Below are 23,173 nucleotides of genomic sequence, written 5' to 3' on the forward strand. Positions count from 1 at the left end.
CAAATCCTCGTCGGGTTATTGCGGCGTTCTGGTCTCACACTTTAGAGTGACGGCCATCACGACACAGCCGTCGCGACCGCGAGAAGAGGCTTGAGATGAGCAGTCCCTGGTCCCGAGCAGCGAGGTCCAGCCGCACCCCCAGAACCGTGATCGCCCTGCTCACCGCGGGTGGCCTGGCCGTGAGCCTCGCCGCCTGCGGCTCCGGCTCCGAGGGCGGTGACGCCGGCGGAAAGGTCCAGATCACCGTCACCGGGCAGCCGCCGACCACGCAGCCGTTCGAGCGCAAGGTGTTCGACGCCGACGTCGCCGAGTTCGAGGCTTCCCACCCGGACGTCGACATCGTGCCCCACGAGGGCTTCATGGACCCCAAGACGTTCTCGGCGAAGCTCGCCGGCGGCCAGCTCGAAGACGTGTACTACGTGTACTTCACCGACCCGGCGCAGATCATCGCCCGCCACCAGGCCGCCGACGTCACGGAAGCGGCGAAGAGCGTGCCGCACGTCAACGACATCCAGCCGCAACTCCTGGACAACTTCCGGGACGCGAGCGGCAAGCTCTACGGCCTTCCGACGGCCAACTACACCATGGGGCTCGTCTACAACCGCAAGCTCTTCCAGCAGGCCGGGCTCGACCCGGACAAGCCGCCCGCCACCTGGGACGAGGTGCGCGCCGACGCGAAGAAGATCTCCGCGCTGGGCAACGGGATCGTGGGGTACGCCGACTACAGCAAGAACAACCAGGGCGGCTGGCACATGACCGGCTGGCTGTACTCGATGGGCGGCGACATCGCCCGCAAGGACGGCGACAAGTGGGTCGCCGACTTCGACAACGACAAGGGCCGCGCCGCGCTGAACTACCTGCACGCCATGCGCTGGGACGACAACTCCATGGGCAGCAAGCAGCTGCTGCAGGACGTCGACGTGCAGCGCATGATGGGCGCCGGCCAGCTCGGCATGTACATGGCCGCGCCGGACAACGTGCCCGTGCTGGTGAAGCAGTTCAACGGCAAGTACGAGGACTACGGCATCGCCGGCATGCCCGGCACGCAGGGCACCCTGCTCGGCGGCGAGGGCTACATGATCAACCCGAAGGCGTCGGCCGCGAAGATCAAGGCCGGGCTCGAGTGGATCCAGTGGAAGTACCTCAACCCCGACCGCTTCGACAAGCACGTGAAGCAGTACGCCGACGGCAAGCAGCCCGTGGGTCTGCCGACCGAGCCGACGCCGGACATCTGGCAGGGCGCGGTGCGCGACCAGCAGCTGGCCGTGAAGAAGAAGTACGCCAACGTGCCCGCGGAGAACTACCAGTCCTACGTGGACACCGCGGACAAGATCAAGGGCAGCATCGAACCGCCGAACGCGCAGCAGATCTACGCCGCGCTCGACAGCGTGATGCAGGCCGTGCTCACCGACCGCAACGCGAACATCGACCAGCTGCTCGGCTCGGCACAGTCGAAGGTCAACAGTGTCCTCGCCCAGGTCAGGTAACGTCCTCGACTGGCCCGCGGTCACCCCGCGGGCCGGCCGGCCGGCCGTCTCGGCCGCCGAACGCCGGCGGGCCCGGCTCAAGCGGCGCCTGCGCGAGAACCTCACCGCGTACACGCTCTTGTGCGCCGCGCTGGTGGTGTTCGCGATGTTCTCCTGGTACCCCATCGTGCGCGGGGTGCTGCTGAGCTTCCAGCAGGTCGACTTCGTGAACCCGCCGACGTGGGTCGGGTTCGACAACTTCGTGCGCCTGTTCGCCGACCCGCTGTTCGGGGTGGCGTGGCGCAACACGTTGCTGTTCACCGGGTTCGCGCTCGTCTTCGGGTTCCTCGTGCCCTTCCTGGCGGCGGTGCTGCTCAACGAGCTGCGCCACGCGCGGGCGTACTTCCGGCTCGCGGTGTACCTGCCGGTGATGCTGCCGCCCGTGGTCACCGCGTTGATGTGGAAGTGGTTCTACGACCCGGGTCCCGGCCTGTTCAACTCGGCGCTGAACGCGGTCGGCCTGCCGGGCCTGCAGTGGCTCGACTCCTCGACGACCGCGGTGCTGTCGCTGGTGTTCGTGTCCACCTGGGCCAACATGGGCAGCACCACGCTGATCTACCTGGCGGCGCTGCAGACCATCCCGGGCGAGCTGTACGAGGCCGCGGAGCTCGACGGCGCCGGGATGTGGCGGCGGCTGCGGCACGTGACGTTCCCGCAGACCCGGTTCGTGCTGCTGGCGCTCCTGCTGCTGCAGATCGTGGCGACGATGCAGGTGTTCACCGAACCGTACGTGATGACCGGCGGCGGACCGGACGACTCGACGGTGACCGTGCTGCTTCTCCTGTACCGCTACGCCTTCGTCTACAACGACTTCGGCTCGGCCAGCGCGATGAGCCTGCTGCTGTTCGTGGCACTGGGTGTGTTCTCGGCGATGTACGTGCGGCTGACCCGGCGCGCGGACGACTAGGAGGTGCCCATGACAACCGCCCTGCCGCGCAAGGGGAAACGTGCGGCTGTCCCTTCAGGACGAACACTGATCTCACCGTCGCAGCTGCGCACCGGCGGCGGGAAGACCGTGTACGTGATCGTGTTCGTGTGCACGTTCGTGCTGTTCACGCTGGCGTTCCTGTTCCCGCTGTACTGGGCCGTGACGGGCGCGATGAAGTCGCCGGCGGAGCTGGCGGCGACCCCGGCGACGATCGTGCCGCGCGAGTGGCATCCGGAGTCGTTCACCGAGGCGTGGGACCAGATGGACCTCGGGAAGTACTTCCTCAACACGGTCGTCGTGGCCGGCGGCGCGTGGCTGGTGCAGCTCGCGGTGGACGTGCCGGCGGCGTTCGCGCTGTCGAAACTGCGGCCGAAGTTCGGCAACGTGGTGCTCGGGCTCATGCTCGTGACGCTCATGCTGCCGGCCGCGGCGCTGCTGGTGCCGACGTACGTGACGGTGACCGACCTGCCGCTGCTGCACCTGAACCTGATCAACTCCCCCGCCGCGATCTGGCTGCCGGCCGCGGCCAACGCGTTCAACATCTACCTGCTCAAACGGTTCTTCGACCAAATCCCCGACGAGCTCGTCGAAGCCGCGCGCATCGACGGCGCCGGACCGGTGCGCACGTTGTGGAAGATCATCCTGCCGATCTCACGCCCGATCCTCGCCGTGGTCTCGATCCTCACGATCGTGGCCGCGTGGAAGGACTTCATCTGGCCGCTGCTGGTGTTCCCGGACACCGGCAAGCAGACGCTGAGCGTGATGCTGCAGCGGGTGGCGATCGACATGCCGCTCAACCTGCTCGTGGCGGGCATGGTGCTGGCGAGCGTGCCGATGATCGTGCTGTTCCTCGTGTTCCAGCGCCAGATCCTCGCCGGGCTCACCGCCGGTTCGATCAAGGGCTGACACACCGACTGGGTACACAAACGACTCTGGGAGGACTACGCAGTGACCGAACTGTCTTCGGCCTGGTGGCGCAGTGCGGCGATCTACCAGGTGTACATCCGCAGCTTCGCCGACGGAAACGACGACGGCATCGGCGACCTCGCCGGGGTGCGGTCCAAACTGGACCACCTGGCGGAGCTGGGGGTCGACGCCATCTGGTTCACGCCGTGGTACCCGTCGCCGATGGACGACGGCGGCTACGACGTCGCCGACTTCCGCGACATCGAACCGCTTTTCGGCACGCTCGACGAGGCCGAGGAGCTCATCGCCGAGGCCCACGAGCGCGGCATCCGCGTGATCATCGACATCGTGCCCAACCACTGCTCCGACGAGCACCGGTGGTTCCGCGCCGCGCTCGCGGCCGAGCCGGGATCCCCCGAGCGGCAACGGTTCTGGTTCCGCCCCGGCCGCGGCGCCGACGGTTCGGAGCCGCCGAACAACTGGAAGTCGCGCTTCGGCGGGCCCGCGTGGACCCGCGTCGAGGACGGGGAGTGGTACCTGCACCTGTACAGCTCGCGCCAGCCCGACTTCAACTGGGACAACGCCGACATCCGCGCGGAGTTCGAGGACGTGCTGCGGTTCTGGTTCGACCGCGGCGTCGACGGCTTCCGCATCGACGTCGCCGACGGGCTCGTGAAGGATCCCGCGCTGCCCGACGTCGAGGGCGGGGACGAGACGCCGTTCTCCGACCAGGAGGGGCTGCACGAGATCTACCGGTCGTGGCGCAAGATCGCCGACTCGTACGCGGGTGAACGCGTGCTCGTCGGCGAGATGTGGCTGCCCGACATGTCGCGGGCCGCGCGGTACCTGCGCCGCGACGAGCTGCACTCGGCGTTCAACTTCGACTTCCTGGTGTGCCCGTGGGACGTCTCGCGCTTCCGCGACGTCATCTCGCGCACGCTGCGGGCCCACGACGAGGTCGGCGCGCCCGCGGCGTGGGTGCTGTCCAACCACGACGTGACGCGGCACGTCACGCGGTACGGCCGCTCCGGGGACACGGGATTCTCCTTCGCGGACCGGCTGCACGGCTCGCCCGTGGACCTCGCGTTGGGCACCCGCCGGGCGCGGGCGGCGGCGTTGCTGACGCTGGCGCTGCCGGGCGGGGTGTACGTGTACCAGGGCGAAGAGCTGGGGTTGTGGGAGGTCGAGGACCTTCCTTCGGAGCTGCGGCAGGACCCTGTCTGGGCGCGGACCGACGGCGCGGACCCGGGCCGGGACGGGTGCCGGGTGCCGCTGCCGTGGTCGGGTCCTGCCGCACCGTTCGGGTTCGGGACAGGGATACCGTGGCTGCCTCAACCGGCTTCGTGGGGCGGCTACACGGCTTCGGCGGAGGCGGCGGACCCGGCGTCGATGCTGTCGCTGTACCGCGACGGCCTGCGGATCCGGACGGAGCACCCGGCGCTCGGCGCGGGCGGGCTGGAGTGGCTGGCGCTCGGCGACGGGGTGCTGGCGTTCACGCGGGAGCCGGGGTTCACGTTCGTGCTGAACTTCTCCGCCGCCCCGGTTCCGTTGCCGGCCGGGGAGATCCTGCTGGCGAGCGGTCCCGTCACGACGGAGATCCCGACGGACACCGCTGTGTGGCTGCGGTCCTGACCGGCGGTGGAGGGCGGCCCGGGGGCGCCCTCCACCGGCGTCGGTCAGGGGGCGTGGTCGTCGCCGAGGCGCTCGGAGAGCTCGAACATGGTGCCCCACGGGTCGCGGAAGAACGCGAGGCGGGCGCTGATGTCGTCGATCTCGAACGGCGGGTTGACGATCTCGGCGAGTGTGGCGTCGACGTCACCGAACCGCGGCTGGGCGGCGGCGCCGGGACCGCCGAGGATCTCGAGGCGGAAGTCGTCCTGGGCGGGCGGCAGGACGTAGGAGAGGGTGAGGTCGCCGTAGGGCCAGACCTGCAGGACGCGCCAGCCCATGGTGTCGACCCAGAACGCGAGGGCCTGCTCGAAGTCGGGGTAGCGGATCCCCGTGTGGTGCCCGCGCATGGACGCGAACGGCGACGCGGGTTCTGCGGCGGGGCGGAAGGCAAAGGCATGGCGGAGCTCCGGGGTGAGGTGTCGTTGACGCTTTCCATCAGAGCGGGGTTCGGCGCTCGGGCGAAGGGGATGCCTGGTACCGCTCGTGGTGGCTCCGGCAGTACCACCCGGACCGGGTCCGCCGGTGGTCTCGGCGGCCATGATCGCCGGTATGGGCAACGAGCTGCGTGACTTCCTCACCTCGCGTCGGGCAGCCCTGTCCCCCTCGGACGTCGGCCTGCCCGGCCCGACCACCGCGCGGCGGGTGAAGGGGCTGCGCCGCGAGGAGGTCGCGATCCTGGCCGGCGTGAGCGTCCACTACTACGTGAAGCTCGAACAGGGCCGCGCGGGCAACGTCTCGGGCCAGGTCGTGGACGCCGTCGTGCGGGCGCTGCGGCTCGACGAGGTGGAGAGCCGCTACCTGCGTTCGCTGCTGCAGCCGGGTTCCTCGCGGGCGGCGCGGGCGCGGCCGGCGCGGCAGTCGATGATCCGCGCTCTCTCGGTACCCGCGGTGATCCACGGCCCTCACCTGGAGATGCTCGGCATCAACCACGCGGGCAAGACCCTGCTCGACGACTTCGACGCGATGCCCGTGGCCGACCGCAACACCGCGCGGTGGAGGTTCCTGAACCCCCGCGCCCGCGTCGTGTACCGCGACTGGGCCGACATCGCCGCCGACGTCGTGGCCGTCCTGCGCGCCTCCCCCGCCGGCGAGCCGCTGTCCCGCCTCGTGGGCGACCTGAGCCTGCGGTCGGCGGAGTTCGCGACGATGTGGGCGGACCACCGCGTGGCCGAACACCAGCACGGCGTGAAGCGCTTCTACCACGAAACCGTCGGCGACCTGCGGCTCAACTGGCAGACGCTCCACCTGATCGCGAGCTCGACCACCGGCCGGTACGCGTTGACCCGCGCCCGCGGCCAGTCGTTCGGCCCGAGGAGCACCTCGTCGGTCACGATGCGGTAGATCAAGGCGCGCACGAGCAACTGACCCCAGGCCGGCAGGTGCGACCACCGCTTCGCGAGGTCCGGCCGGGCGCCGTGCCGGCACAGGGTGTCGACGACCGCGACCGCCGACGCCCACGAGGGCGGCCGCCAGTCCACCGCCCAGTCGATCACCGCCGGGGCCTGGCCGTCGGCGAACAGGACGTTGCCGAGCAGATCTCCGTGCACGACCTGCGAGCCGAGGTCAACCCGACGGCGAGCGGCCACGAGCGGACGCAGCAGACCCGCGGAGTCGCTCCGCACGGGCAGCTCCTCCCGGGCGGCGCGGTCGCCCGTGGACCACGGATCGTCGCGCCGATCCAGGAAAGCCGGCCGGGCAGGTCGGCGATGGCCGGCCGGATCCAGCCCGATAAGCGCGCTGGCACGCGGCTGGTCGACAACCCCGAACGCGGCCAGGACGGAGGCGGGGCGGAGGCGTCACGGCCGCTGACAGCAGGAGAACTCCGGGCCGTTTGTCGTCGTGGTTTCGGCCTGCCCGAGATTTTTCCGGGCCGGTGTCGATTGGCGTCGAGCGGGTTCGTAGGCAGGGTGAGGGGCTGCCCGGCCCGAACCTGACCCAAGGAGCGCACCATGACCGCCACCTACACCTTCGACGTCTTCTCCAGCCTCGACGGCTACGGCTCCCACACCGGCGACTGGGGCGGCTACTGGGGCAAGCAGGGCCCCGAACTGCTGGCGCGCCGGCTCGAGCTGTACGGCGAGGGGCAGCGGATGGTGTTCGGGGGGACCACGTTCCGGGACAACGTGGAGATGTTCGCCGCGTTCGGTGTGGAGAACCTCGACCCCTGGGTCGCCCGGATGCGGAACCTGCCGGCCACCGTCGTGTCCACCACCCTGCGCGGCCCCCTCGACTGGCCGGACGCGACCGTCATCAGCGGCGACGCCCGCGACGTCGTCGCACGGCTGAAAAAGGAGTCCGGCGCGCCGCTGCGCTCGCACGGCAGCCTGGCCATGAACCGCGCCCTGATGGCCGCCGGCCTGGTCGACCGCGTGCAGCTGACCGTCTTCCCCGTCCTCACCGGCCGGACGGGCGCCGCCCGCATCTTCGAAGGCGCCGAGGACTTCGACCTGGAGCTCCTCGAAAGCCGCACGCTGGACGGGCACACGCAGGAACTGATCTACCGGCCCACGCGGCATTGATCCGGTGGCTTCCGCGCGGCTGGCAGACTCCGTCTCATGGCAAAGCTCGAGGCGACGGTGACCCGCTGGGTGGACGAAGAGTTCCCCGGCTTCGTGGAACTGCGGTTCGCCGACGCGGACGGCACCGTCGTGCTGATCACGGAGAAGGTGCCCGTCCTGACCGCGGAGAACTGGGACGCGAGTACTCCGCTGCCGATGCCGTTCGACCTCGACTGCGAAGTGCTGCGGCGCGAACGGGACCCCCAGGGCCACGCCACAGCGGTCGTCGAACTGAGCTACGGAGTCGGGGACGACGACGGCCGGGTGCAGTTCACGGTGCCGGCGGACCAGGTGCTCTGAACCTCGGACCGCGCGGGTGCGGGGCCGCTCGAAGACGTTCGGGCGGCCCGGCGACCGGATCTCAGGCCGTCAGCTTCAGAACATCCACCCCACGCACGTTGTCCGCCACATACACGTACCCGTCATGCCAGTACGGCGCCCACGAGCTCGCGTCCGCCGGGCGGAAGTAGGCGATCTGGCGCGGGTTGGTGGGGTCGCTGACGTCGAGGAAGCGCGTGCCCTGGGAGTAGAAGGACTGGACGAGCACGTGGTCGCGCAGGTCGAAGTAGTGGGCGGAGCAGTCGTCGGAGGCGGGGTCGCTGCCTTCCTGGCCCGCGACGCTCCAGGTGCCGATGCTCTGCAGGCGGAAGGGGTCCTCCGGCGTCGAGCGCCAGCCTTCTCCGTTGTACGAGCCGGCGAGCGAGGAGATGGTGAGCACGCCGTCGCCCGCGCAGCCGTCGAGGAAGTTCTCCTCGGTGGCGTAGACGAGGTCGTGGCCGCGCCAGGAGCCGGCGGCGCGGGGGCCGACCGGGTGGAAGCTGTTGTGCAGGAACTTCGACGGCGCGGCGGTCTCGTCGACGCCGCCGCCGGCGTACGGGACGGGCTGCAGCGCAGTGGCGCGGTGCACGCCGCCGCGGACGGGGTCTCGGTGCAGGCCGCTGGTCCAGTAACCGCGGACGCCGCCGCGGCCCGACACCCACGCGACGCCCGCGGAGTCGACCTGGACGTCGTGGACGTAGTCGGTCTGGCCGTCGTTGCGGGCGAGCTCGATGGGGTCGGGGTGCACGACGGGGTGGCGCGGGTCGCGCACGTCGGTGACCCAGATCGGGCGCCCGCCCCAGTCGGCCGGCTGGTCGTCGGCCTTCGCGGGGCCGCCGGTCCACAGGTAGCGGCAGCCGTCGACGCAGCTGGTGGTGTGGCCGGCCGGCACGCGCACGTAGCTGAGGATCGCGGGCTTCTCCGGACGCGAGACGTCCACGACGTAGATGCCGGACTCACCGGTGTGCGTGTTGCCCTCGAACGCGCGCGGGTCGCGCGAGAGGAACACCAGCTTGCGCTGTGCGTCGACCTCGGTGTCCTCGGTCTCCCACAGGCCGGGCAGGCTGAGCTGCCCGATCGCCTTCGGCGCGGCGGGGTTGCGGGTGAGGTCGTAGACCTTGAGGCCGAACTCGCCGGACACCACCATCACGTCGCGGTGGCCGTACTGCAGGAAGTTGGCGGAGATCGCGCCCGCCGCGTCGGGCACGTTGCCGACGGCGCGCACGCCCTTGACCGCGCCCGGGTCACCGGCGGTGTGTTTGGCCTGCACCGCCGGCTTGTCGTCCTCGCCGCACGCGGCCGCGGGCAGCTCGGTCGCGATGAGTGTCGCGGCGACGGTGGTCAAGGCCAAGCAAGATCGAACCCACCAGCGGCGCACACGAACCTCCCAGAACGCCCAGCGTGACCGTTGCACTCTAAGACGGTGACCAACCGGACACAACCGCCTTTCGTCTCTTTCCAACTGGTATTAAGACACCATGCGCCTGCCTGCCCTGCTCGCCGCCGCGGTGATGGCGTTGTCCGCGCTCGCCGGCTGTTCGTCCGCCGAGCCCGCACGCCCGGGTGTCGTCACGGTCGGCCTGCAGGAGCCGGGCACGCTGCTGCCCGCCGACGTCGACGACCAGGCAGGGCGGTTCGTCACGGGCGCGCTCTGGACGCCGCTCGCCGACTACGACCCGGCCACGGGCAAGCTCACCCCGCGCGCCGCCGCGTCGATCACGAGCACCGACCGCGTGACGTGGACCGTGAAACTGCGCCCGGGCCTGCGGTTCCACGACGGCACCCCCGTCACCGCACAGTCCTATGTGGACACATGGCGGGCCATCGCCGGCGAGAACTGGGAGGTCACGCCGGTCTTGACGAAGTCGTTGCGGGCCAAGCAGATCACGGCCCCCGACGCGACGACGATCCGGCTTGTGCTCGGCCGTCCGAGCAGCCAGGTGCCGGCCTGGCTCTCGGCGCCGGGGCTCGTGCCGATGCCCGCGTCGGTCCTCGCTTCGCGCGACTGGAACGGCTTCGCCCGCGACCCCGTCGGCGACGGCCCCTTCCGCCTCGCCGACGGCTGGGCCCCCGGCACCGGCGGCACCCTCCTGCGCGTCGCCCCCGCCGGCGGGCGGGCCACCGAGGTCGACCTGCGCGTGGGCGACCCGGCAGAGCAGTACGACGCCGTGCGCGACGGTTCGCTCGACCTCGTCACCTCCGTCCCCGGCGAACGCCACGAAGCCATGCACACCGACTTCGCCGACCGCCACACCACCTGGCCCCTGCCCGAGGCCGGCTACCTCGTCTTCCCCACCGACGACCCCCGCTTCGCCGACGCGGCCGTGCGCCACGCCTTCGCCCTCGCCGTCGACCGCGCGGCGCTGGAAGCCGGCCCCCTCGCCCACCAGGTCGACCCGGCCCACGCCCTCCTGCCGCCCGCCGACGCCCCCGGCGAACGCACCGGCACCTGCCGCCCCTGCTCCTTCGACGCGGCCGCCGCCAAGTCACTGCTCGGCCAGTCGGGGTTCACCGGCCCCACCACGGTGTACTTCGACCCCGGCGCGGGCCAGTGGACGCGCCCGCTCGCCGCCGGCTTGACCACGGCGCTGGGGGTTCCGGTGACCGCCGCCCAACGGCCGACCGAGCAGGCGGCCGTTCTGTCTACTGTGGACTTGAACCTCGCCTCCGCGAGCCCGGCGGACCTCCTGTCGGCCCTGGCGTCCGCCTCGGGCTACTCGGACGCCGGCTTCTCGCAGGACCTCTCGGCAGCGGAGTCCGCGCCCACCGCCGCGGAAGCCGGGCAGCTGTACCGGGTCGCCGAGAACCAGCTGCTGCGCGACCTCCCGGTCGCCCCCCTGTGGACGGGCCACGGGCACGCCGTGTGGTCGCCCCGCCTCCACGACGTGCGGGCGACGGCGTTCTCGGGCATCGACTTGGCTGGGCTTTCGGTCTGATCACACCGTCGCGCACTGCGCGAGAACCTCGACGAAACCACTGGTCAACGGATCCGGCCCAGGCCGGCGGCCGCGAGGATGGGGGCGGTGGCCGTCTGCTCGGTGCGGACGGCGGGGCGCGGGCGGAAACCGGCGTCGGCGCAGGCGGTGTCGAGGATTTCGGCGAGGCCGTGGCCGGGGGCGTGGTGCACCCAGGCGCAGTCGGCGAGCGTGGCCAGGTCGACGGTGCCGCGGTCGCCCTCGGTGGCGCCGTCGGCGGGGAGGACGACGCCGCACACCTCGCCCCCCAGCGACTGCGCTTTCCCGGCAAACCCGGCGCCTACGACAGCCTCCTGGAAATGACCGACGCCGGCCTCTTGGCGGAGGCCGAGGTCTGGGCCGCGACCTCCGCCCGCAACGAGGCCCTCAACATCGCGAACGGCGACCTCTTCCGCTGGAGCGAACTGTGGCCGAAGCTCGCCGTGTGCTTCGGCCTGGACACGGCGCCGCCGTTGCCGATGTCGCTCGCGACCGTGATGGCGGACAAGGAACCGCCGTGGTCGGCGGATGTCCGCCGACCACGGACTCGAGCCGGCCTGCCGCGACGTGTCCGCCCGGGCCTTCGGCGACTTCGTGTTCTCCTGGGACTACGACATGTTCGCGGACACGTCGAAATCCCGCCGCGCGGGCTTCCACTCCTATGTGGACACCGAGCGGAGGTTCTGCCGGCTGTTCGACGAGTTCCGCCGCGACAAGGTCATCCCCTGACGCTCAGGCGTTCGGGTCCAGTCCGACCTCGCCCGGCTTCGCCGTCGCCAGCGTGCCGTTGAAGCGGTCGTCCGTCAGCTTGAACGTCGCGTCCCCGAAGTCGGCCGCGGTGAGCTTGTCGCGGATACCCGAGGGGTAGTTGTCCCAGCCGACGAGGCCCTTGACCTGCCACACGCCCTCGTCGTTCTCGGGCGGCTCGTCGCCGTTGTCCGCCTTGGGGAAGCGGAAGTCGTGGGTCGAGACGCCGTCCTTGTGGTACACGGCCTTCGGGTGACTGTCCTGGAACGGGACCTCCGAAGCGGGCTTGGTCTCGTAACCCTGGTGCTGGGAAACGGAAATGTACTTCGCCTGGTCGTCCTGCACCCACACGACGATGTGCTCCCAGTCGTGTTTGTGACCGGCCGACACGGGACCGTCGGAGACCTGGTCCTTCTCGAAGTAGTACCCGTACAGGTAGGCGCACCAGCCGTTGTTGCACTTGGACCGGGAGTAGACGTTGGTGTTGGCCAGATCGGACTTGTCGTGGCAGTTGCCGTTCACCGCACCGCCGAGGTCGAGGCCCGGGTTGAGCGTGCCGTCGGGGCCGATGGCCGGGGTGTTGTAGCAGCCGTCCTTGTCGAAGTCGAGCGCGGGCTGCCACTTGGCGTCGGCGGCGGGCGCGCCGGCCGGCAGGGCCGAGGGCGGGTCGGCCCAAGCCGTCGAGCCGAAAGCCACTGAGCCGAAAACGACGGTGGCCATCGCCAGCGATACGACGGCCGGCCTGGGCAACGTGCGGTGCTTCATCGAGCGGGTCCCTTCTCGTGATCGCACGCCCAGCGTGGCCTCGGGACGGGAGCACCGCAGTGTGGATCAGACCACTCGAAGATCATTGCCCGAACGGGTAGATCCGGCGGTACGGAAGGGTCAGCCCCTCCCGATGAAGGGCATGGTCGTGGCCGTGATGGTCAGGAACTGGACGTTCGCGTCGAGCGGCAGCCCCGCCATGTACAGCACCGCGTCGGCCACGTGGCCCGCGTCGAAGGTGGGCTCGGCGAGCACGCGGCCGTCGGCCTGCCCGATGCCGGCGGACATGCGCTCGGTCATCTCCGTGGCGGCGTTGCCGATGTCGATCTGTCCACACGCGACGTTCCAGGCGCGGCCGTCGAGGGAGATCGACTTGGTCAGGCCCGTGACGGCGTGCTTCGTGGCGGTGTAGGCGACGCTCGCGGGCCGCGGCGCGTGCGCGGAGATCGAGCCGTTGTTGATGATCCGCCCGCCCATCGGATCCTGGTCCTTCATCAGGAGCACGGCCTGCTGCGCGCACAGGAACATCCCCGTCAGGTTCGTGTCGACGACGTGGCGCCAGCGCTCCACCGACAGGTCCGCGACGGTCCCGCCCACCGACATCCCGGCGTTGTTCACCAGCAGGTCGAGCCGGCCCCACCGCTCCCGCACCGCCGCGAACAACGCCGCCACGGCCTCGGGCGAGGCGACGTCCGTGGGCACCACCAGCGCACCCTCGGCACCGTCTGCCGTCTCCGAAAGCGCTTCGGCCCGGCGCCCGGCCAGCGCGACCTGGTAGCCGGCGCCCAGCAACGCGCGCGCGACCCGCCGGCCGATGCCCGAACCCGCTCCGGTGACCACCGCGGTCTTGCTGCTCATCCCGTACGCCCTCCTCGTCGCGGCCGTACCGCACGCTCCCACACCATCCGGGCCACCACAATCCACGCCGTGGACGCGCGGCCGCCACGAGGGCAGACTTGCGGAAATGGGACCACGAGACACTCTGCTCGCCGGGCTGGCGAGGCAGCTCGGCCACCCCAGCGGGCTGCCCGGCCGCGCCGTCGGGCGGCTGCTGAACCGCGCCAACCGCGGCAACGTGAAGGCAGCCGTCGAAGCACTCGACCTGAAACCCGGAGAGACGGCGCTCGACATCGGCTTCGGCGGTGGCCTGGGCCTCGACCTGCTGCTGCGCGCCGCGGCGGGCGGCACGGTGCACGGCGTCGACATCTCCGACACGATGATCGCCAAGGCCCGTGCCGCGTTCCCCGCCAACATCGCCGCCGGCCGGCTGCGCCTGCACCGCGGCACGATGACCGCGCTGCCGCTGGAAGACGCGTCGATGGCCGGCGCGATCACGTTGAACACGGTGTACTTCATCGACGATCTCGACCTGGCGTTCGCGGAGGTCGCTCGCGTGCTCACGCCGGGTGGCCGGTTCGTGCTCGGCATCGGCGACCCGGAAGCCATGAAAGCCATGCCGTTCACCGAGCACGGCTTCCGGCTGCGCCCGGTCGCCGACGTCGAGACGGCGCTGGGCGAGGCCGGCCTGAGCCTGGACCGCCACGAACGCGTCGGCGAGGGCACCCGCGCCTTCCACCTGCTGGTCACGAGCAGGTGAGCCGGCGGCCCCGGTCAGCCGGGGCCGCCGGAACCCCGCCTAGCTCTGCGGCACGCCCAGCGCCGCCAGCGCCGGGCCCGCCATGATCACGCCGGCGCCCGTCACGGGGTCGTACCCGGGCGCACCCAGGTCGATCGCGCTCGACACCAGGGCCGAGCGGATCTCCGCGGGCGTCGCGGTGGGCTTACCCGACAGCAGCAGCGCCGCGATCGCCGCCGCGTGCGGAGCGGCCGCGGAGGTGCCGTAGAACGGCTGGAAGCCGGCCACGGACGTGGCGACGCCGTCGGCCGCGGTGATGTCCGGCTTGGCGCGCGTGGCACCCCCCGTCGACGAGACGTTGCCCGGGGTGAGCTCGGTGCCGTCGGGGTTGAAGAACAGGTGCCGCTCACCGTCGGAGGTGAAGCGTTCCCACTTGCTCGCCGCGGTGAACTGGCCCGGGTACGGGCCGGCCGGGTTCGCCGGGTCGCCCGTCTCGAGCGGACGGCCGAACGCCGTCGCCGCCGGAGCCGCCGCCACGCTGAACGCGGCGGCCGCGGCCGAGTGGCCCGAGGTGACGCCCGCCGTGCTGAACGCCTTGAGCGAGCCGGAGTCCACGAACCGGCCGCGGATCACGTTGAGGGCGAGGAACCGGTCGGCGCCGCTGTACTTGACCACGGCCACGCGGTAGCCCGAGCCCGTGGTCGGCACCGAGGCGATCTCGTACGGGTTCTGCGAGCCGGTCTGCGGGTTGTCGCTGGAGGACACGACGCTGCCGGACGCGTTGAGGATGAACAGGTCGTAGTCGTTGCCCGACTTGCCCCACGGGTCCGACCAGAACAGCGTGACGGGCTTGCCGAGCGAACCCGCCGACAGCGGGTCGGAGGTCTGCACCGCGGAGCCGGGGTCGAAGTCGTGCGGCGTGCCGCTGATGCCCGGCAGCGTGGTGGCCGAGGCGCGGAAGTCGCCCTCGTAGTAGCCGCTGGTGCCGTCGGTGAGGTTCCCGGAGTTGCCGGCGGAGGAGAAGTACAGCGCGCCCGCGGCGGTCACGTCGTTGACGGCCTGCGCGACCTGCGTGTCCTGGAACGGCGACTCGTCGAAGTACGCGACGTCGTCCACGATCACCGTGCAGTGGCCGGTGGTGCGCAGGGCCCGGATGTTCGCGGCGAAACTCGCTTCGCTGGTGAACGCCGTGGCGAAACCGAGCGTGGCGCCGGGCGCGAGGTCGTGGACGATCTCGAGCATCGCCGTGCCCTCGTCGCCGCTGCCGGCCTGGCCGGCCAGCACATCGACGGCCGGCAGCTCACCCGCGGCCTGCGACTTCGACAGGGAGTTCACGCCGTCGGACAGCACACAGACCTTGATGCCGGAGCCGGTCACGCCGTACTGCGCGCGGGCGGTGTCGGCGCCGTGCGCCTTGTCGCCTTCGGACACCTGCGTCACGGCCTGGGCCACCAGCTCACGGCGCGGGTCCTGCTCACGCCACGTCATCGCCTGCGCGGCCGGCGCGACGGCGGAGACGTCACCGCGCGCCGCGATCTCGTCCACGGCGGCGAGCGGCAGGTCCGCGCGCACCGCGCCGTCCGGCGAGGCGTAGCGGACGGTGCCACCGGCGGCCCGCACGGCCTGGGTCACGGCGGTCCCGGCTGCGCCGGCGACGCCCGTGATGCTCGTGATGTCGACCGAGACCGCGCCGGTCTTCGCGACCGGCAGCCCGGTGCGGTAGTCGGGCAGCAGCGCCGCGAGCGCGTGATCGGCACGCAGGCGCTTCTCGATCACCAGCCGGCTGTCCTGCTTGCGCTCCACGGGCGTCAGCGACTTCTTGATGCCCTGCAACGCGCTGATGCCGGCCTCGGTCCGCTGCGCGACGACGTCGGCCGCGGACGGCTGCGCGCTCGCCACGCCGGCGCCCAGCAACACGACCCCCACCGCCAACGGCACCGACCGAGTGGCGGCCCGGCTGAATCCCCGCATCGACTCTCTCCCTGCCTCGCCCGCTCCACCGGCGGTAGTCAGAAGAATCTAGAGAGTCACCACCGCGCGGTACACCGACAAAAGTTTGAATCGTCCCGTGTGTCCACTCCGTGGACCCGGCGGTCAGCGTAACCACCCGTCCCCCGCCCGTGGCCCCGCTCCGGGCAGACGGGTGATGGACCGCGAACAACGGCGCCGGACCGTCCGCAGTGGACGATCCGGCGCCGTGGTGGGGAAACTCAGAAGTTGATCATGTGCCCGGCCAGGCCGTGGATCGCTTCCTTCACCGCCTCGCCCAGGGTCGGGTGGGCGTGGACGTTGCGGGCGACCTCGTGCACGGTCAGGTCCCACTGCTGGGCCAGTGTGAGCTCGGGCAGCAGCTCGGTCACGTCCGGGCCGATGAGGTGCGCGCCGAGCAGCTCGCCGTACTTGGCGTCGCTGAGGATCTTGACGAAGCCGCCGGGGTCGCCGAGGCCGTGGGCCTTGCCGTTGGCCGTGAAGGGGAACTTGGCGACCTGCACGTCGTACCCCTTGTCGCGGGCCTGGGCCTCGGTCCAGCCGAAGCTGGCGATCTGCGGCTGGCAGTAGGTCGCGCGCGGGATCATCACGAAGTCGAGCTCCATGGTCTCCGCGCCGGCGATCGTCTCGGCCGCGACGACGCCCATGGACTCCGACGCGTGCGCCAGCATCAGCTTCGCCGTCACGTCGCCGATGGCGAACAGGTGCGGCACGTTGGTGCGGCCCCGGCCGTCCACCGCGATGGCGCCACGCTCGGTGAGCTCGACGCCCGTGTTCTCCAGGCCGTAGCCCTTCACGTTGGGCGCGAAGCCGATGGCCTGCAGGACCTTGTCGGCCTCCAGCACGTCCTGCTTGCCGTCCTTCGACACCGTGACCCGGACTTTCGCGCCCGAGTCGTCGATGGCCTCGACCTTGGTGCCGGTCAGCACCTTGATGCCGAGCTTGCGGTAGCGCTTGGCCAGCTCCGCCGACACCTCGGCGTCCTCCAGCGGCACCATCCGATCGAGGAACTCGACGATGGTCACGTCCACGCCGTAGTTGCGCAGCACGTACGCGAACTCCACGCCGATCGCGCCGGCACCCGCGATGACGATGCTCCCGGGCACCTCGCTCTCGAGGATCTGCTGTTCGTAGGTGACCACGCGGTCACTGCGGGAAGTACCGGGCAGCAGCCGCGCCGTGGCGCCGGTCGCGATGATGCAGTGGTCGAAGGTGATCCGCTCGCCGTTGACCTCGAGGGTGTGGTCGTCGATGAACGTGCCGCGGCCGTCGTACTCCGTGATCTTGTTCTTCTTCATCAGGAAGTGCACGCCCTTGACGCGGCCGTCCGCGACCTTGCGGCTGCGCTCGTAGGCGGCCGAGTAGTCGAAGCGGATCTCACCGTCGGAGGAGATGCCGTAGGTGGCGGCTTCTTCCTTCACCGTGTGCGCCAGCTCGGCGTTGCGCAGCAGCGCCTTCGACGGGATGCAGCCGACGTTGAGGCACACCCCGCCCCAGTACTTCTCCTCGACGACCGCCGCGCTCAGCCCGAGCTGCGTGGCGCGAATGGCGGCCACGTAGCCGCCGACCCCGGCCCCCAGGACCACGACGTCATAGTGTGCACTCATACCGTCCAAATTACCCCGAACCGGCTGGCGGGGCGGGGTGACGGTGCTCGCCTCACGCACGGTCGCCGGGCGGCTCTTCGCCGCGGATCCCGGCCAGCAGATCCGTCACCGCGCGCATGATCCGGGCGGTCGCCTCTTCGAGCACTTCACGGGTCGGTTCGCCGTTGCGCAGGTCCGAAAGGTCCACCGGCGCGCCCGCCACGAGTTCGACGGTCTTGCGCGGGATCCCGTGCGGGAACCAGGCCCCGGCGGGCAGCAGGTGGTGCGTGCCCCAGTTCGCGACGGGCACCACCGGCACGCCGGTCTCCAGCGCGATCCGCGCGACGCCCGTCTTGCCCTTCATCGGCCAGCCGTCCGGGTCGGCCGAGAACGTGGCCTCCGGGAAGATCGTCACGCACTCGCCGGCTTCCACCGCCTTCACCGCGTCGCGGTACGCGCCCGCGGCCGTCGGCGCCCCGCGGTACACCGGGATGTGCTGCCCGGACCGCATCACCGAGCCGACCACCGGCATGTCCCACAGGCTCGACTTGGCCAGGTACCGCGGCACGCGGCCGGCGGCGAGGCAGAACGCGGTGAGCGTGGTCGGGTCGGCGAACGACAGGTGGTTCGACGCCACCAGCACCCCGCCCGAGGCCGGAATGTGGCGCGCGCCCCGCACGCGGAAGCGGCTGAACAGCACGAGGAACTGCCAGACCACCTCGATCGCGAAGCTGTACCAGGCCCCACGGCCGGCGCGGGCGAAGCGCCGGCCGTAGGCCTCCATCTGACGGAAGTTGAGCAGCTCCCCCTCGTGCTCGAGCGGGATCCAGCGGTCGCGCGACCGGTTTCGCAGGGCCATGAGCGTCATTCGTAGCCGAAGACCACCCGGCTCGGTGACCCCGGGTCCCGGACGCGGCGCGGATCACACCCGCTCGAGGACCACCACGGGGATCTCGCGGTCGGTCTTCTTCGCGTACTCGTTGTAGTCCGGCCACACGGCGGCGAGCTTCTCCCACAGCCGGGCGCGCTCCTCGCCGGAGACCGTGCGGGCCCGGGCGGTGAACTTGTCGGCCAGCACCTGGACGCGAGCCTCCGGGTTGGCCTCCAGGTTGAGGTACCAGCCGGGGTGGTTCGGCGCGCCGCGCTTGGAGGCGACGATGACGGGGTTGCCGTCCACCTCCTGGTAGATGAGCGCGAACTTGCGGTCCTCACCGGACTTGCGGCCCTTGGTCGTCAGGACCAGTGTCGGCACGCCGGGCTGCCACTCGTGGCCGACCTCGCCGTCGGTCTCCTCGTAGCGGCGGACGTGCTCGTCACCATAAAGCATCCGTGTGTTTCCTCTCGGCTCGTCGATTTCGTGTTCTTCCCAGCCTGCCGCGAACCGGTCGGTCGTGCTGATCAGCTCGTGCAGGGTCCGCGGCTCGTCGAAGGCGTGACCGGCGTCGGAGATCATCTTCAGCTCCGCGCCGGGCAGCACCTGCGCCAGCTCCCACGCGGTGGTCGCGGGAGTGACCACGTCGTACCTTCCCTGCACGAGAACGCACGGGATGCCCGCGAGCTTCCCGGCCTCGCGGATCAGCTGGTCCTCGGCCAGCCAGCCGCCATGGCGGAAGTAGTGGTTCTCGATGCGCGCGATGGCGAGCGCGAACTCCGGCTCGGTGAACGCCGACACCACTTCCTCCTGCGGCGTGAACTTCACCGTCTCGCCCTCCCACCGGCTCCACGCGATCGCCGCCGGTCCGTGGACTTCGGGGTCCGGGTGGTGCAGCAGCTCGTGGTAGACCTCGAGCAGGTTGTCGCTGCGGCGCGCGTACGGCACGGGCGCGAGGAACCGCGACCACGCCTCGGGGAACAAGCACGCGGCGCCGCCGCCGAAGAGCCACTGGATCTCTTTCACCCGCAGTGTCGCGACTCCGCGCAACACCAGCTCGCTGACGCGGTGCGGGTACTGCTCGGCGTACGCGAGGGCAAGCACGCTGCCCCAAGAGCCCCCGAACAGCTGCCACCGGTCGATGCCGCGGTCTTCGCGCAGGAGCTCCATGTCGGCCACGAGGTGCCAGGTGGTGTTCACCGACAGGTCCGCCTCGGCCGTGCTGCCGTGGGGGGTGCTGCGACCGCAACCGCGCTGGTCGAACAGCAGGATGCGGTATCGCTCGGGGTCGAACAGCCGCCGGTGCCGCGCCGACGCGCCGCCGCCGGGACCACCGTGCAGGAACGCCACCGGCTTGCCCGCGGGGTTCCCGCACTCCTCCCAGTAGATTACGTTGCCATCGCCCACCGGCAGCATCCCGTGGTCGTAGGGTTCGATTTCCGGGTACAGACCGAGCATGGGGCCACTATGCCCGAGGAACCACCATGGAGGAGCGATGAAGTCCGGGCCGCACGTGACCCTGGCGGACGTGGCACAAAGCGCCGACGTGTCACTCGCCACGGCTTCGCGGGTGCTCAACGGCACCGCGTCCGTCCGCACGGATCTGCGCGACCGCGTGATGTCGGCCGCGGCTGAGCTCGCGTACGCACCGAACGCACACGCGCAGGCACTCGCCGGAGGGACACATCGGACAGTCGGGGTGATCTGTCACGATGTGTCCGATCCGTACTTCTCCGCGGTCGCCGGCGGCGTCATGAAGGTGGCCAACGGCACCGGCCTGCTCGTGATGCTCGCCGACACCTTCCGCGACCCCGACCGCGAAGTGGCGTACGTCTCGGCGCTGCGAGCCCAGCGGGCGTCGGCGATCTTGCTGATCGGGTCGGCGTTCGACGACCGCTCGTGGGAACGCGCGATGGCCGCGGAGCTCGATCCGTACCGCCGCGGCGGCGGGCAGGTCGCCGCCGTCAGCCGGCACCGCGGGCTCAAGGTGGACACCGTGCAGCCGGACAACCGCGGCGGCGCGGCCGCTCTGGCGAAGGCGCTCGTCGGGCTGGGCCACAAGCGGTTCGCCGTGCTGGCCGGACCGAAGCGGCTCACCACGGTGTGCGACCGGCTCGGCGGCTTCGCCGAGGAACTCGCCGCCCACGGAATGCCGCTGTCCGACGAAGACGTCCTCGAGACCGCCTTCACCCGCGACGGTGGCTACGAGGCGGCGAAACGGCTTCTGGAGCGACCGAAACGGAAACGCCCGACGTGCGTGTTCGCCGTCACAGACCTGATGGCGATCGGCGCGCTGGCCGCGTTGCGCGAGGCCGGCGTCGCCGTCCCGGGCGAGATCTCCGTGGCGGGCTTCGACGACATCCCGGTGGTGCGCGACCTCACACCGGCGCTCACCACGGTCGCGCTTCCCCTGGAACAGCTGGGCGAACGCGCGATGGACCTCGCGCTCAAGGGTTCCGGCGCGCGGGCGCGCACGGTCCGGCTCAACGCCGAGGTCGTGCTGCGCGAAAGCACCGCGCGCCCGAGGCGCTGAGCACCGTCCTCTGTAGACGCCACGGGCCTCCGCGGATTTCCCGGCACAGTCCGGCCGGGGTGTTGGTTAGGCTGCCCCCCGTGGCCAAGGTGCTGGTGGTGGAGGACGACGTGACGATCGGCGGCGTCCTGGAGTCGTCGCTCGCGCGCCACGGTCACGAGGTGCGCTGGTGCCGCGACGGCCGCAGCGCCCTGAACGAGGCCGGGGCCGAGCTCGTGCTGCTCGACCTGGGCCTGCCCGACCTCGACGGCGTGGACGTGTGCCGCCGCCTGCGCACGAGCATGCCGGGTGCCGTCGTCGTGATCCTCACCGCGCGGGCCGACGAGATGGACGTGGTCGTGGGCCTCGACGCGGGCGCCGACGACTACCTCACCAAACCGATCCGGCTCGGCGAGCTGCTCGCCCGCGTGCGCGCCCACCTGCGTCGCGGCGCGCCCGCGAGCTCCACGGTGCCGGTGGTCACCGTCGGCTCGCTCGTGGTCGACGCGGCGAGCCGGCGCGCGGTCGTCGGCGGGCGCGAGGTGGACCTGCGGGCGCGGGAGTTCGACCTGCTCGCCCGCCTCGCCGAGCAGCCGGGCGTGGCGGTGAGCCGGGAGCGGCTCATGGCCGACGTCTGGGACGCGAACGCGCTCGGCTCCACCAAGACGCTCGACGTCCACATCGCGGCCTTGCGGCGCAAGCTCGCCGACGCCGCGCCCGAGCCGGCCGACGTGCCCCGGATCGCCACCCTGCGCGGGCACGGCTACCGCCTGGAAGAGGCCTGAGCGTGCGCCGCAGGATCGTCACGCTCACGGTGCTCGCCGCCGTGGTGGCGACCGTGCTGTTCGGGCTGCCGCTGGCCGTCGCGGCGCTGTGGTACTTCCGGGAGAACACCGGCTCCGAGCTCGAACGCGCCGCCGACGGCACGGCACTGGAGGTGTCCGACGCGCTCGCCGCCGGGCGCGTGCCCCGCCAGCCGGTTCAGGGCAGCGCGACCGTCGGGATCTACGACCCGCAGGGAAGCCTGGTCTCCGGCACGGGCCCGGACACCGCCGACGCGGTGGTGAGCCAGGTGTCCGGTGCGGACGTCGACGTGGCGTCCGGACCGGTCGACGGCGAGGACGTGCTGGCGGTGCCGGTGATGGACGGCGCGCGGCTCGCGGGCGTGGTCCGCGCGGCGATGCCGCACACCGTGCTCCTGCGCCGCGTCGGGCTGACCTGGCTCGGGATGACCGGGTTCGGCGTCGCCGCCGTCGCCGCGAGCTGGCTCATCGCGCGGCGGATCGCGGCCCGGCTGTCGAGCCCGCTGGAGGAGCTGTCGTCCGCCGCGACCAGGCTCGGCGACGGTGACTTCACGGCTCGCAGCCCTCGCGCGGGCATCGCCGAGATCGACCGGGTCGGGGCGGCGCTGGACGTGACGGCAGAGCGGATCGGCGAGACGCTCGATCGCGAGCGCGCGTTCTCGGCCGAGGCGTCGCACCAGCTGCGCACCCCGCTCGCCGGCTTGCGGCTTCAGCTGGAGGCCGCGCTGGAGACGCCCGGGCTCGACCCGTACGCGGCGATCCGCGCCGGCATCGACTCCGCCGACCGGCTCGAGCGCACCATCGACGACCTGCTCGCGTTGTCCCGCGAACGCCGGACGCCGCGCGCGGAGCTCGACCTCGACGCGGTGCTGGCCGAGCTGCGCGAGGCCGGCGCTCCGCTGCTCGACGGCTGCGGGCTTCGCGTCGAAGTCCAGGACCCGCCCACCGTCCGGGCTTCGGCGGCGGCCGTACGCCAGGTGCTCGCGGTGCTGCTCGAGAACGCGACGACGCACGGCCGCGGCCCGGTCACCGTCGTCGCGCGCGACGCGGGTGGCGCGCTCGCGATCGACGTCGCCGACGACGGCCCGGACCTCGGCGACACCGACCCGTTCGCCCTGGCCCGCACCGCGCCGCCGGGGCACGGCATCGGGTTGCGGCTGGCCCGCAGCCTGGCCGAGGCGGAAGGCGGGCGGCTGCGCCTGTCGAGCCCGCACCCGCCGACGTTCACCCTGCTGCTGCCCGCGAGCGACGACCCGGCTGAGCCCGCCGCGCCCGTGCGGCCGGCCGAAGCGCTCCGGCCGGCCGATCCGTCGCCCGCCGTCGCGGAGTGAACAGATCACCGTTTCCGACCGTGAAAGTGCAATGAAACACCCAGATCTCATCCGAACGCGCAACGTTTTCCAGTTTTCGGGGCACACTTCGCTCGATACCGTGGCTCGCGCCCGATCTTCATCGCAGCCTCG

Annotated in this window: 20 protein-coding genes and 2 pseudogenes; 13 read left to right on the forward strand and 9 right to left on the reverse strand. The window is 71.4% G+C overall.

The window, feature by feature from the left end; genetic code table 11:
* The first annotated feature begins 95 nt into the window (after positions 1-95).
* Genes AB0K15_RS28080 through AB0K15_RS28095 form a run of 4 tightly spaced genes read left to right on the forward strand, consistent with a single transcriptional unit; the run spans position 96 to position 4,992 of the window.
* Positions 96-1,487, forward strand: coding sequence for an extracellular solute-binding protein (locus AB0K15_RS28080; RefSeq protein WP_364056647.1), 1,392 nt, complete (start codon positions 96-98; stop codon positions 1,485-1,487).
* Positions 1,465-2,433 (forward strand): sugar ABC transporter permease, encoded by a 969-nt coding sequence (locus tag AB0K15_RS28085; RefSeq protein ID WP_364056650.1) that lies wholly within the window; start codon positions 1,465-1,467, stop codon positions 2,431-2,433. Before AB0K15_RS28080 ends, AB0K15_RS28085 begins: the two co-directional genes overlap by 23 nt.
* Before the next feature lie 9 nt (positions 2,434-2,442).
* On the forward strand, positions 2,443-3,360 hold the full coding sequence (locus AB0K15_RS28090) for a carbohydrate ABC transporter permease (protein WP_364056653.1): 918 nt from the start codon (positions 2,443-2,445) through the stop codon (positions 3,358-3,360).
* Between the two features lie 42 nt (positions 3,361-3,402).
* Positions 3,403-4,992: a glycoside hydrolase family 13 protein gene (locus tag AB0K15_RS28095; protein ID WP_364056656.1), complete on the forward strand. Its 1,590-nt coding sequence runs from the start codon at positions 3,403-3,405 to the stop codon at positions 4,990-4,992.
* 44 nt (positions 4,993-5,036) lie between these two features.
* Here AB0K15_RS28095 and AB0K15_RS28100 read toward each other — a convergent pair whose 3' ends face one another.
* Entirely contained in the window at positions 5,037-5,378 is a 342-nt protein-coding gene (locus AB0K15_RS28100) for a VOC family protein (RefSeq protein WP_364056659.1), read from the reverse strand.
* Between the two features lie 202 nt (positions 5,379-5,580).
* Between AB0K15_RS28100 and AB0K15_RS28105 the strand changes: the two genes are divergently transcribed.
* The 3 genes from AB0K15_RS28105 to AB0K15_RS28115 all read left to right on the forward strand — a co-directional run bounded on the left by AB0K15_RS28105 (position 5,581) and on the right by AB0K15_RS28115 (position 7,889).
* Positions 5,581-6,372: a helix-turn-helix transcriptional regulator gene (locus AB0K15_RS28105; protein ID WP_364056662.1), complete on the forward strand. Its 792-nt coding sequence runs from the start codon at positions 5,581-5,583 to the stop codon at positions 6,370-6,372.
* Positions 6,373-6,980: 608 nt separating this feature from the next.
* Positions 6,981-7,550 (forward strand): dihydrofolate reductase family protein, encoded by a 570-nt coding sequence (locus tag AB0K15_RS28110; RefSeq protein WP_364056665.1) that lies wholly within the window; start codon positions 6,981-6,983, stop codon positions 7,548-7,550.
* A gap of 36 nt (positions 7,551-7,586) precedes the next feature.
* A complete protein-coding gene (locus tag AB0K15_RS28115; RefSeq protein WP_364056668.1) occupies positions 7,587-7,889 on the forward strand; it encodes a hypothetical protein in 303 nt (100 codons plus the stop codon).
* Positions 7,890-7,950: 61 nt separating this feature from the next.
* Here AB0K15_RS28115 and AB0K15_RS28120 read toward each other — a convergent pair whose 3' ends face one another.
* Entirely contained in the window at positions 7,951-9,252 is a 1,302-nt protein-coding gene (locus tag AB0K15_RS28120) for a hypothetical protein (RefSeq protein ID WP_364056671.1), read from the reverse strand.
* A gap of 133 nt (positions 9,253-9,385) precedes the next feature.
* Here AB0K15_RS28120 and AB0K15_RS28125 point away from each other — a divergent pair, with 133 nt between their 5' ends.
* Positions 9,386-10,843 (forward strand): ABC transporter substrate-binding protein, encoded by a 1,458-nt coding sequence (locus AB0K15_RS28125; protein WP_364056674.1) that lies wholly within the window; start codon positions 9,386-9,388, stop codon positions 10,841-10,843.
* A gap of 56 nt (positions 10,844-10,899) precedes the next feature.
* Here the strand turns inward: AB0K15_RS28125 and AB0K15_RS28130 are convergent.
* Positions 10,900-11,112 (reverse strand): annotated as a pseudogene (locus tag AB0K15_RS28130) (LysR family transcriptional regulator substrate-binding protein); the annotation flags it as partial.
* Positions 11,113-11,136: 24 nt separating this feature from the next.
* Here AB0K15_RS28130 and AB0K15_RS28135 point away from each other — a divergent pair.
* Positions 11,137-11,590 (forward strand): annotated as a pseudogene (locus AB0K15_RS28135) (NAD-dependent dehydratase); the annotation flags it as partial.
* Between the two features lie 3 nt (positions 11,591-11,593).
* Here AB0K15_RS28135 and AB0K15_RS28140 read toward each other — a convergent pair.
* A complete protein-coding gene (locus AB0K15_RS28140; RefSeq protein WP_364056677.1) occupies positions 11,594-12,373 on the reverse strand; it encodes an NPP1 family protein in 780 nt (259 codons plus the stop codon).
* A 120-nt stretch (positions 12,374-12,493) separates the two neighbouring features.
* Positions 12,494-13,231 (reverse strand): SDR family oxidoreductase, encoded by a 738-nt coding sequence (locus tag AB0K15_RS28145; RefSeq protein WP_364056680.1) that lies wholly within the window; start codon positions 13,229-13,231, stop codon positions 12,494-12,496.
* Between the two features lie 106 nt (positions 13,232-13,337).
* Here AB0K15_RS28145 and AB0K15_RS28150 point away from each other — a divergent pair, with 106 nt between their 5' ends.
* Positions 13,338-13,970 (forward strand): class I SAM-dependent methyltransferase, encoded by a 633-nt coding sequence (locus tag AB0K15_RS28150; RefSeq protein ID WP_364056683.1) that lies wholly within the window; start codon positions 13,338-13,340, stop codon positions 13,968-13,970.
* 39 nt (positions 13,971-14,009) lie between these two features.
* Here the strand turns inward: AB0K15_RS28150 and AB0K15_RS28155 are convergent, their stop codons facing one another.
* The 4 genes from AB0K15_RS28155 to pip form a co-directional block, all read right to left on the reverse strand.
* Complete coding sequence (locus tag AB0K15_RS28155; protein ID WP_364056686.1) at positions 14,010-15,920, reverse strand: S8 family serine peptidase; 1,911 nt, start codon at positions 15,918-15,920, stop codon at positions 14,010-14,012.
* 239 nt (positions 15,921-16,159) lie between these two features.
* A complete protein-coding gene (lpdA, locus tag AB0K15_RS28160) occupies positions 16,160-17,545 on the reverse strand; it encodes a dihydrolipoyl dehydrogenase (protein WP_364056689.1) in 1,386 nt (461 codons plus the stop codon).
* 52 nt (positions 17,546-17,597) lie between these two features.
* Complete coding sequence (locus AB0K15_RS28165; protein WP_364056692.1) at positions 17,598-18,383, reverse strand: lysophospholipid acyltransferase family protein; 786 nt, start codon at positions 18,381-18,383, stop codon at positions 17,598-17,600.
* A 63-nt stretch (positions 18,384-18,446) separates the two neighbouring features.
* Entirely contained in the window at positions 18,447-19,853 is a 1,407-nt protein-coding gene (gene pip / locus AB0K15_RS28170; protein WP_364056695.1) for a prolyl aminopeptidase, read from the reverse strand.
* Between the two features lie 37 nt (positions 19,854-19,890).
* Between pip and AB0K15_RS28175 the strand changes: the two genes are divergently transcribed.
* The 3 genes from AB0K15_RS28175 (at position 19,891) to AB0K15_RS28185 (ending at position 23,041) form a co-directional block, all read left to right on the forward strand.
* On the forward strand, positions 19,891-20,928 hold the full coding sequence (locus tag AB0K15_RS28175; protein WP_364056698.1) for a LacI family DNA-binding transcriptional regulator: 1,038 nt from the start codon (positions 19,891-19,893) through the stop codon (positions 20,926-20,928).
* An 80-nt stretch (positions 20,929-21,008) separates the two neighbouring features.
* A complete protein-coding gene (locus AB0K15_RS28180; protein ID WP_364056701.1) occupies positions 21,009-21,692 on the forward strand; it encodes a response regulator transcription factor in 684 nt (227 codons plus the stop codon).
* Positions 21,693-21,694: 2 nt separating this feature from the next.
* The gene (locus AB0K15_RS28185; RefSeq protein WP_364056704.1) at positions 21,695-23,041 is read left to right on the forward strand and encodes a HAMP domain-containing sensor histidine kinase; all 1,347 of its coding nucleotides are present in this window, start codon (positions 21,695-21,697) and stop codon (positions 23,039-23,041) included.
* The last annotated feature ends 132 nt before the right edge of the window (positions 23,042-23,173 follow it).

This window comes from Amycolatopsis sp. NPDC049253, from assembly GCF_040678995.1.
Classification (GTDB): domain Bacteria; phylum Actinomycetota; class Actinomycetes; order Mycobacteriales; family Pseudonocardiaceae; genus Amycolatopsis.

Bases quoted from the DNA above. Each gene is read 5' to 3' on its own strand.
- AB0K15_RS28080 (WP_364056647.1), top strand. From the start codon at position 96: ATGAGCAGTCCCTGGTCCCGAGCAGCGAGGTCCAGCCGCACCCCCAGA.
- AB0K15_RS28125 (WP_364056674.1), top strand. From the start codon at position 9,386: ATGCGCCTGCCTGCCCTGCTCGCCGCCGCGGTGATGGCGTTGTCCGCG.
- pip (WP_364056695.1), bottom strand. From the start codon at position 19,853: ATGCTCGGTCTGTACCCGGAAATCGAACCCTACGACCACGGGATGCTG.
- AB0K15_RS28150 (WP_364056683.1), top strand. From the start codon at position 13,338: ATGGGACCACGAGACACTCTGCTCGCCGGGCTGGCGAGGCAGCTCGGC.
- AB0K15_RS28105 (WP_364056662.1), top strand. From the start codon at position 5,581: ATGGGCAACGAGCTGCGTGACTTCCTCACCTCGCGTCGGGCAGCCCTG.
- AB0K15_RS28145 (WP_364056680.1), bottom strand. From the start codon at position 13,231: ATGAGCAGCAAGACCGCGGTGGTCACCGGAGCGGGTTCGGGCATCGGC.
- AB0K15_RS28140 (WP_364056677.1), bottom strand. From the start codon at position 12,373: ATGAAGCACCGCACGTTGCCCAGGCCGGCCGTCGTATCGCTGGCGATG.
- lpdA (WP_364056689.1), bottom strand. From the start codon at position 17,545: ATGAGTGCACACTATGACGTCGTGGTCCTGGGGGCCGGGGTCGGCGGC.
- AB0K15_RS28165 (WP_364056692.1), bottom strand. From the start codon at position 18,383: ATGGCCCTGCGAAACCGGTCGCGCGACCGCTGGATCCCGCTCGAGCAC.
- AB0K15_RS28155 (WP_364056686.1), bottom strand. From the start codon at position 15,920: ATGCGGGGATTCAGCCGGGCCGCCACTCGGTCGGTGCCGTTGGCGGTG.
- AB0K15_RS28100 (WP_364056659.1), bottom strand. From the start codon at position 5,378: ATGCGCGGGCACCACACGGGGATCCGCTACCCCGACTTCGAGCAGGCC.
- AB0K15_RS28090 (WP_364056653.1), top strand. From the start codon at position 2,443: ATGACAACCGCCCTGCCGCGCAAGGGGAAACGTGCGGCTGTCCCTTCA.
- AB0K15_RS28115 (WP_364056668.1), top strand. From the start codon at position 7,587: ATGGCAAAGCTCGAGGCGACGGTGACCCGCTGGGTGGACGAAGAGTTC.
- AB0K15_RS28175 (WP_364056698.1), top strand. From the start codon at position 19,891: ATGAAGTCCGGGCCGCACGTGACCCTGGCGGACGTGGCACAAAGCGCC.
- AB0K15_RS28110 (WP_364056665.1), top strand. From the start codon at position 6,981: ATGACCGCCACCTACACCTTCGACGTCTTCTCCAGCCTCGACGGCTAC.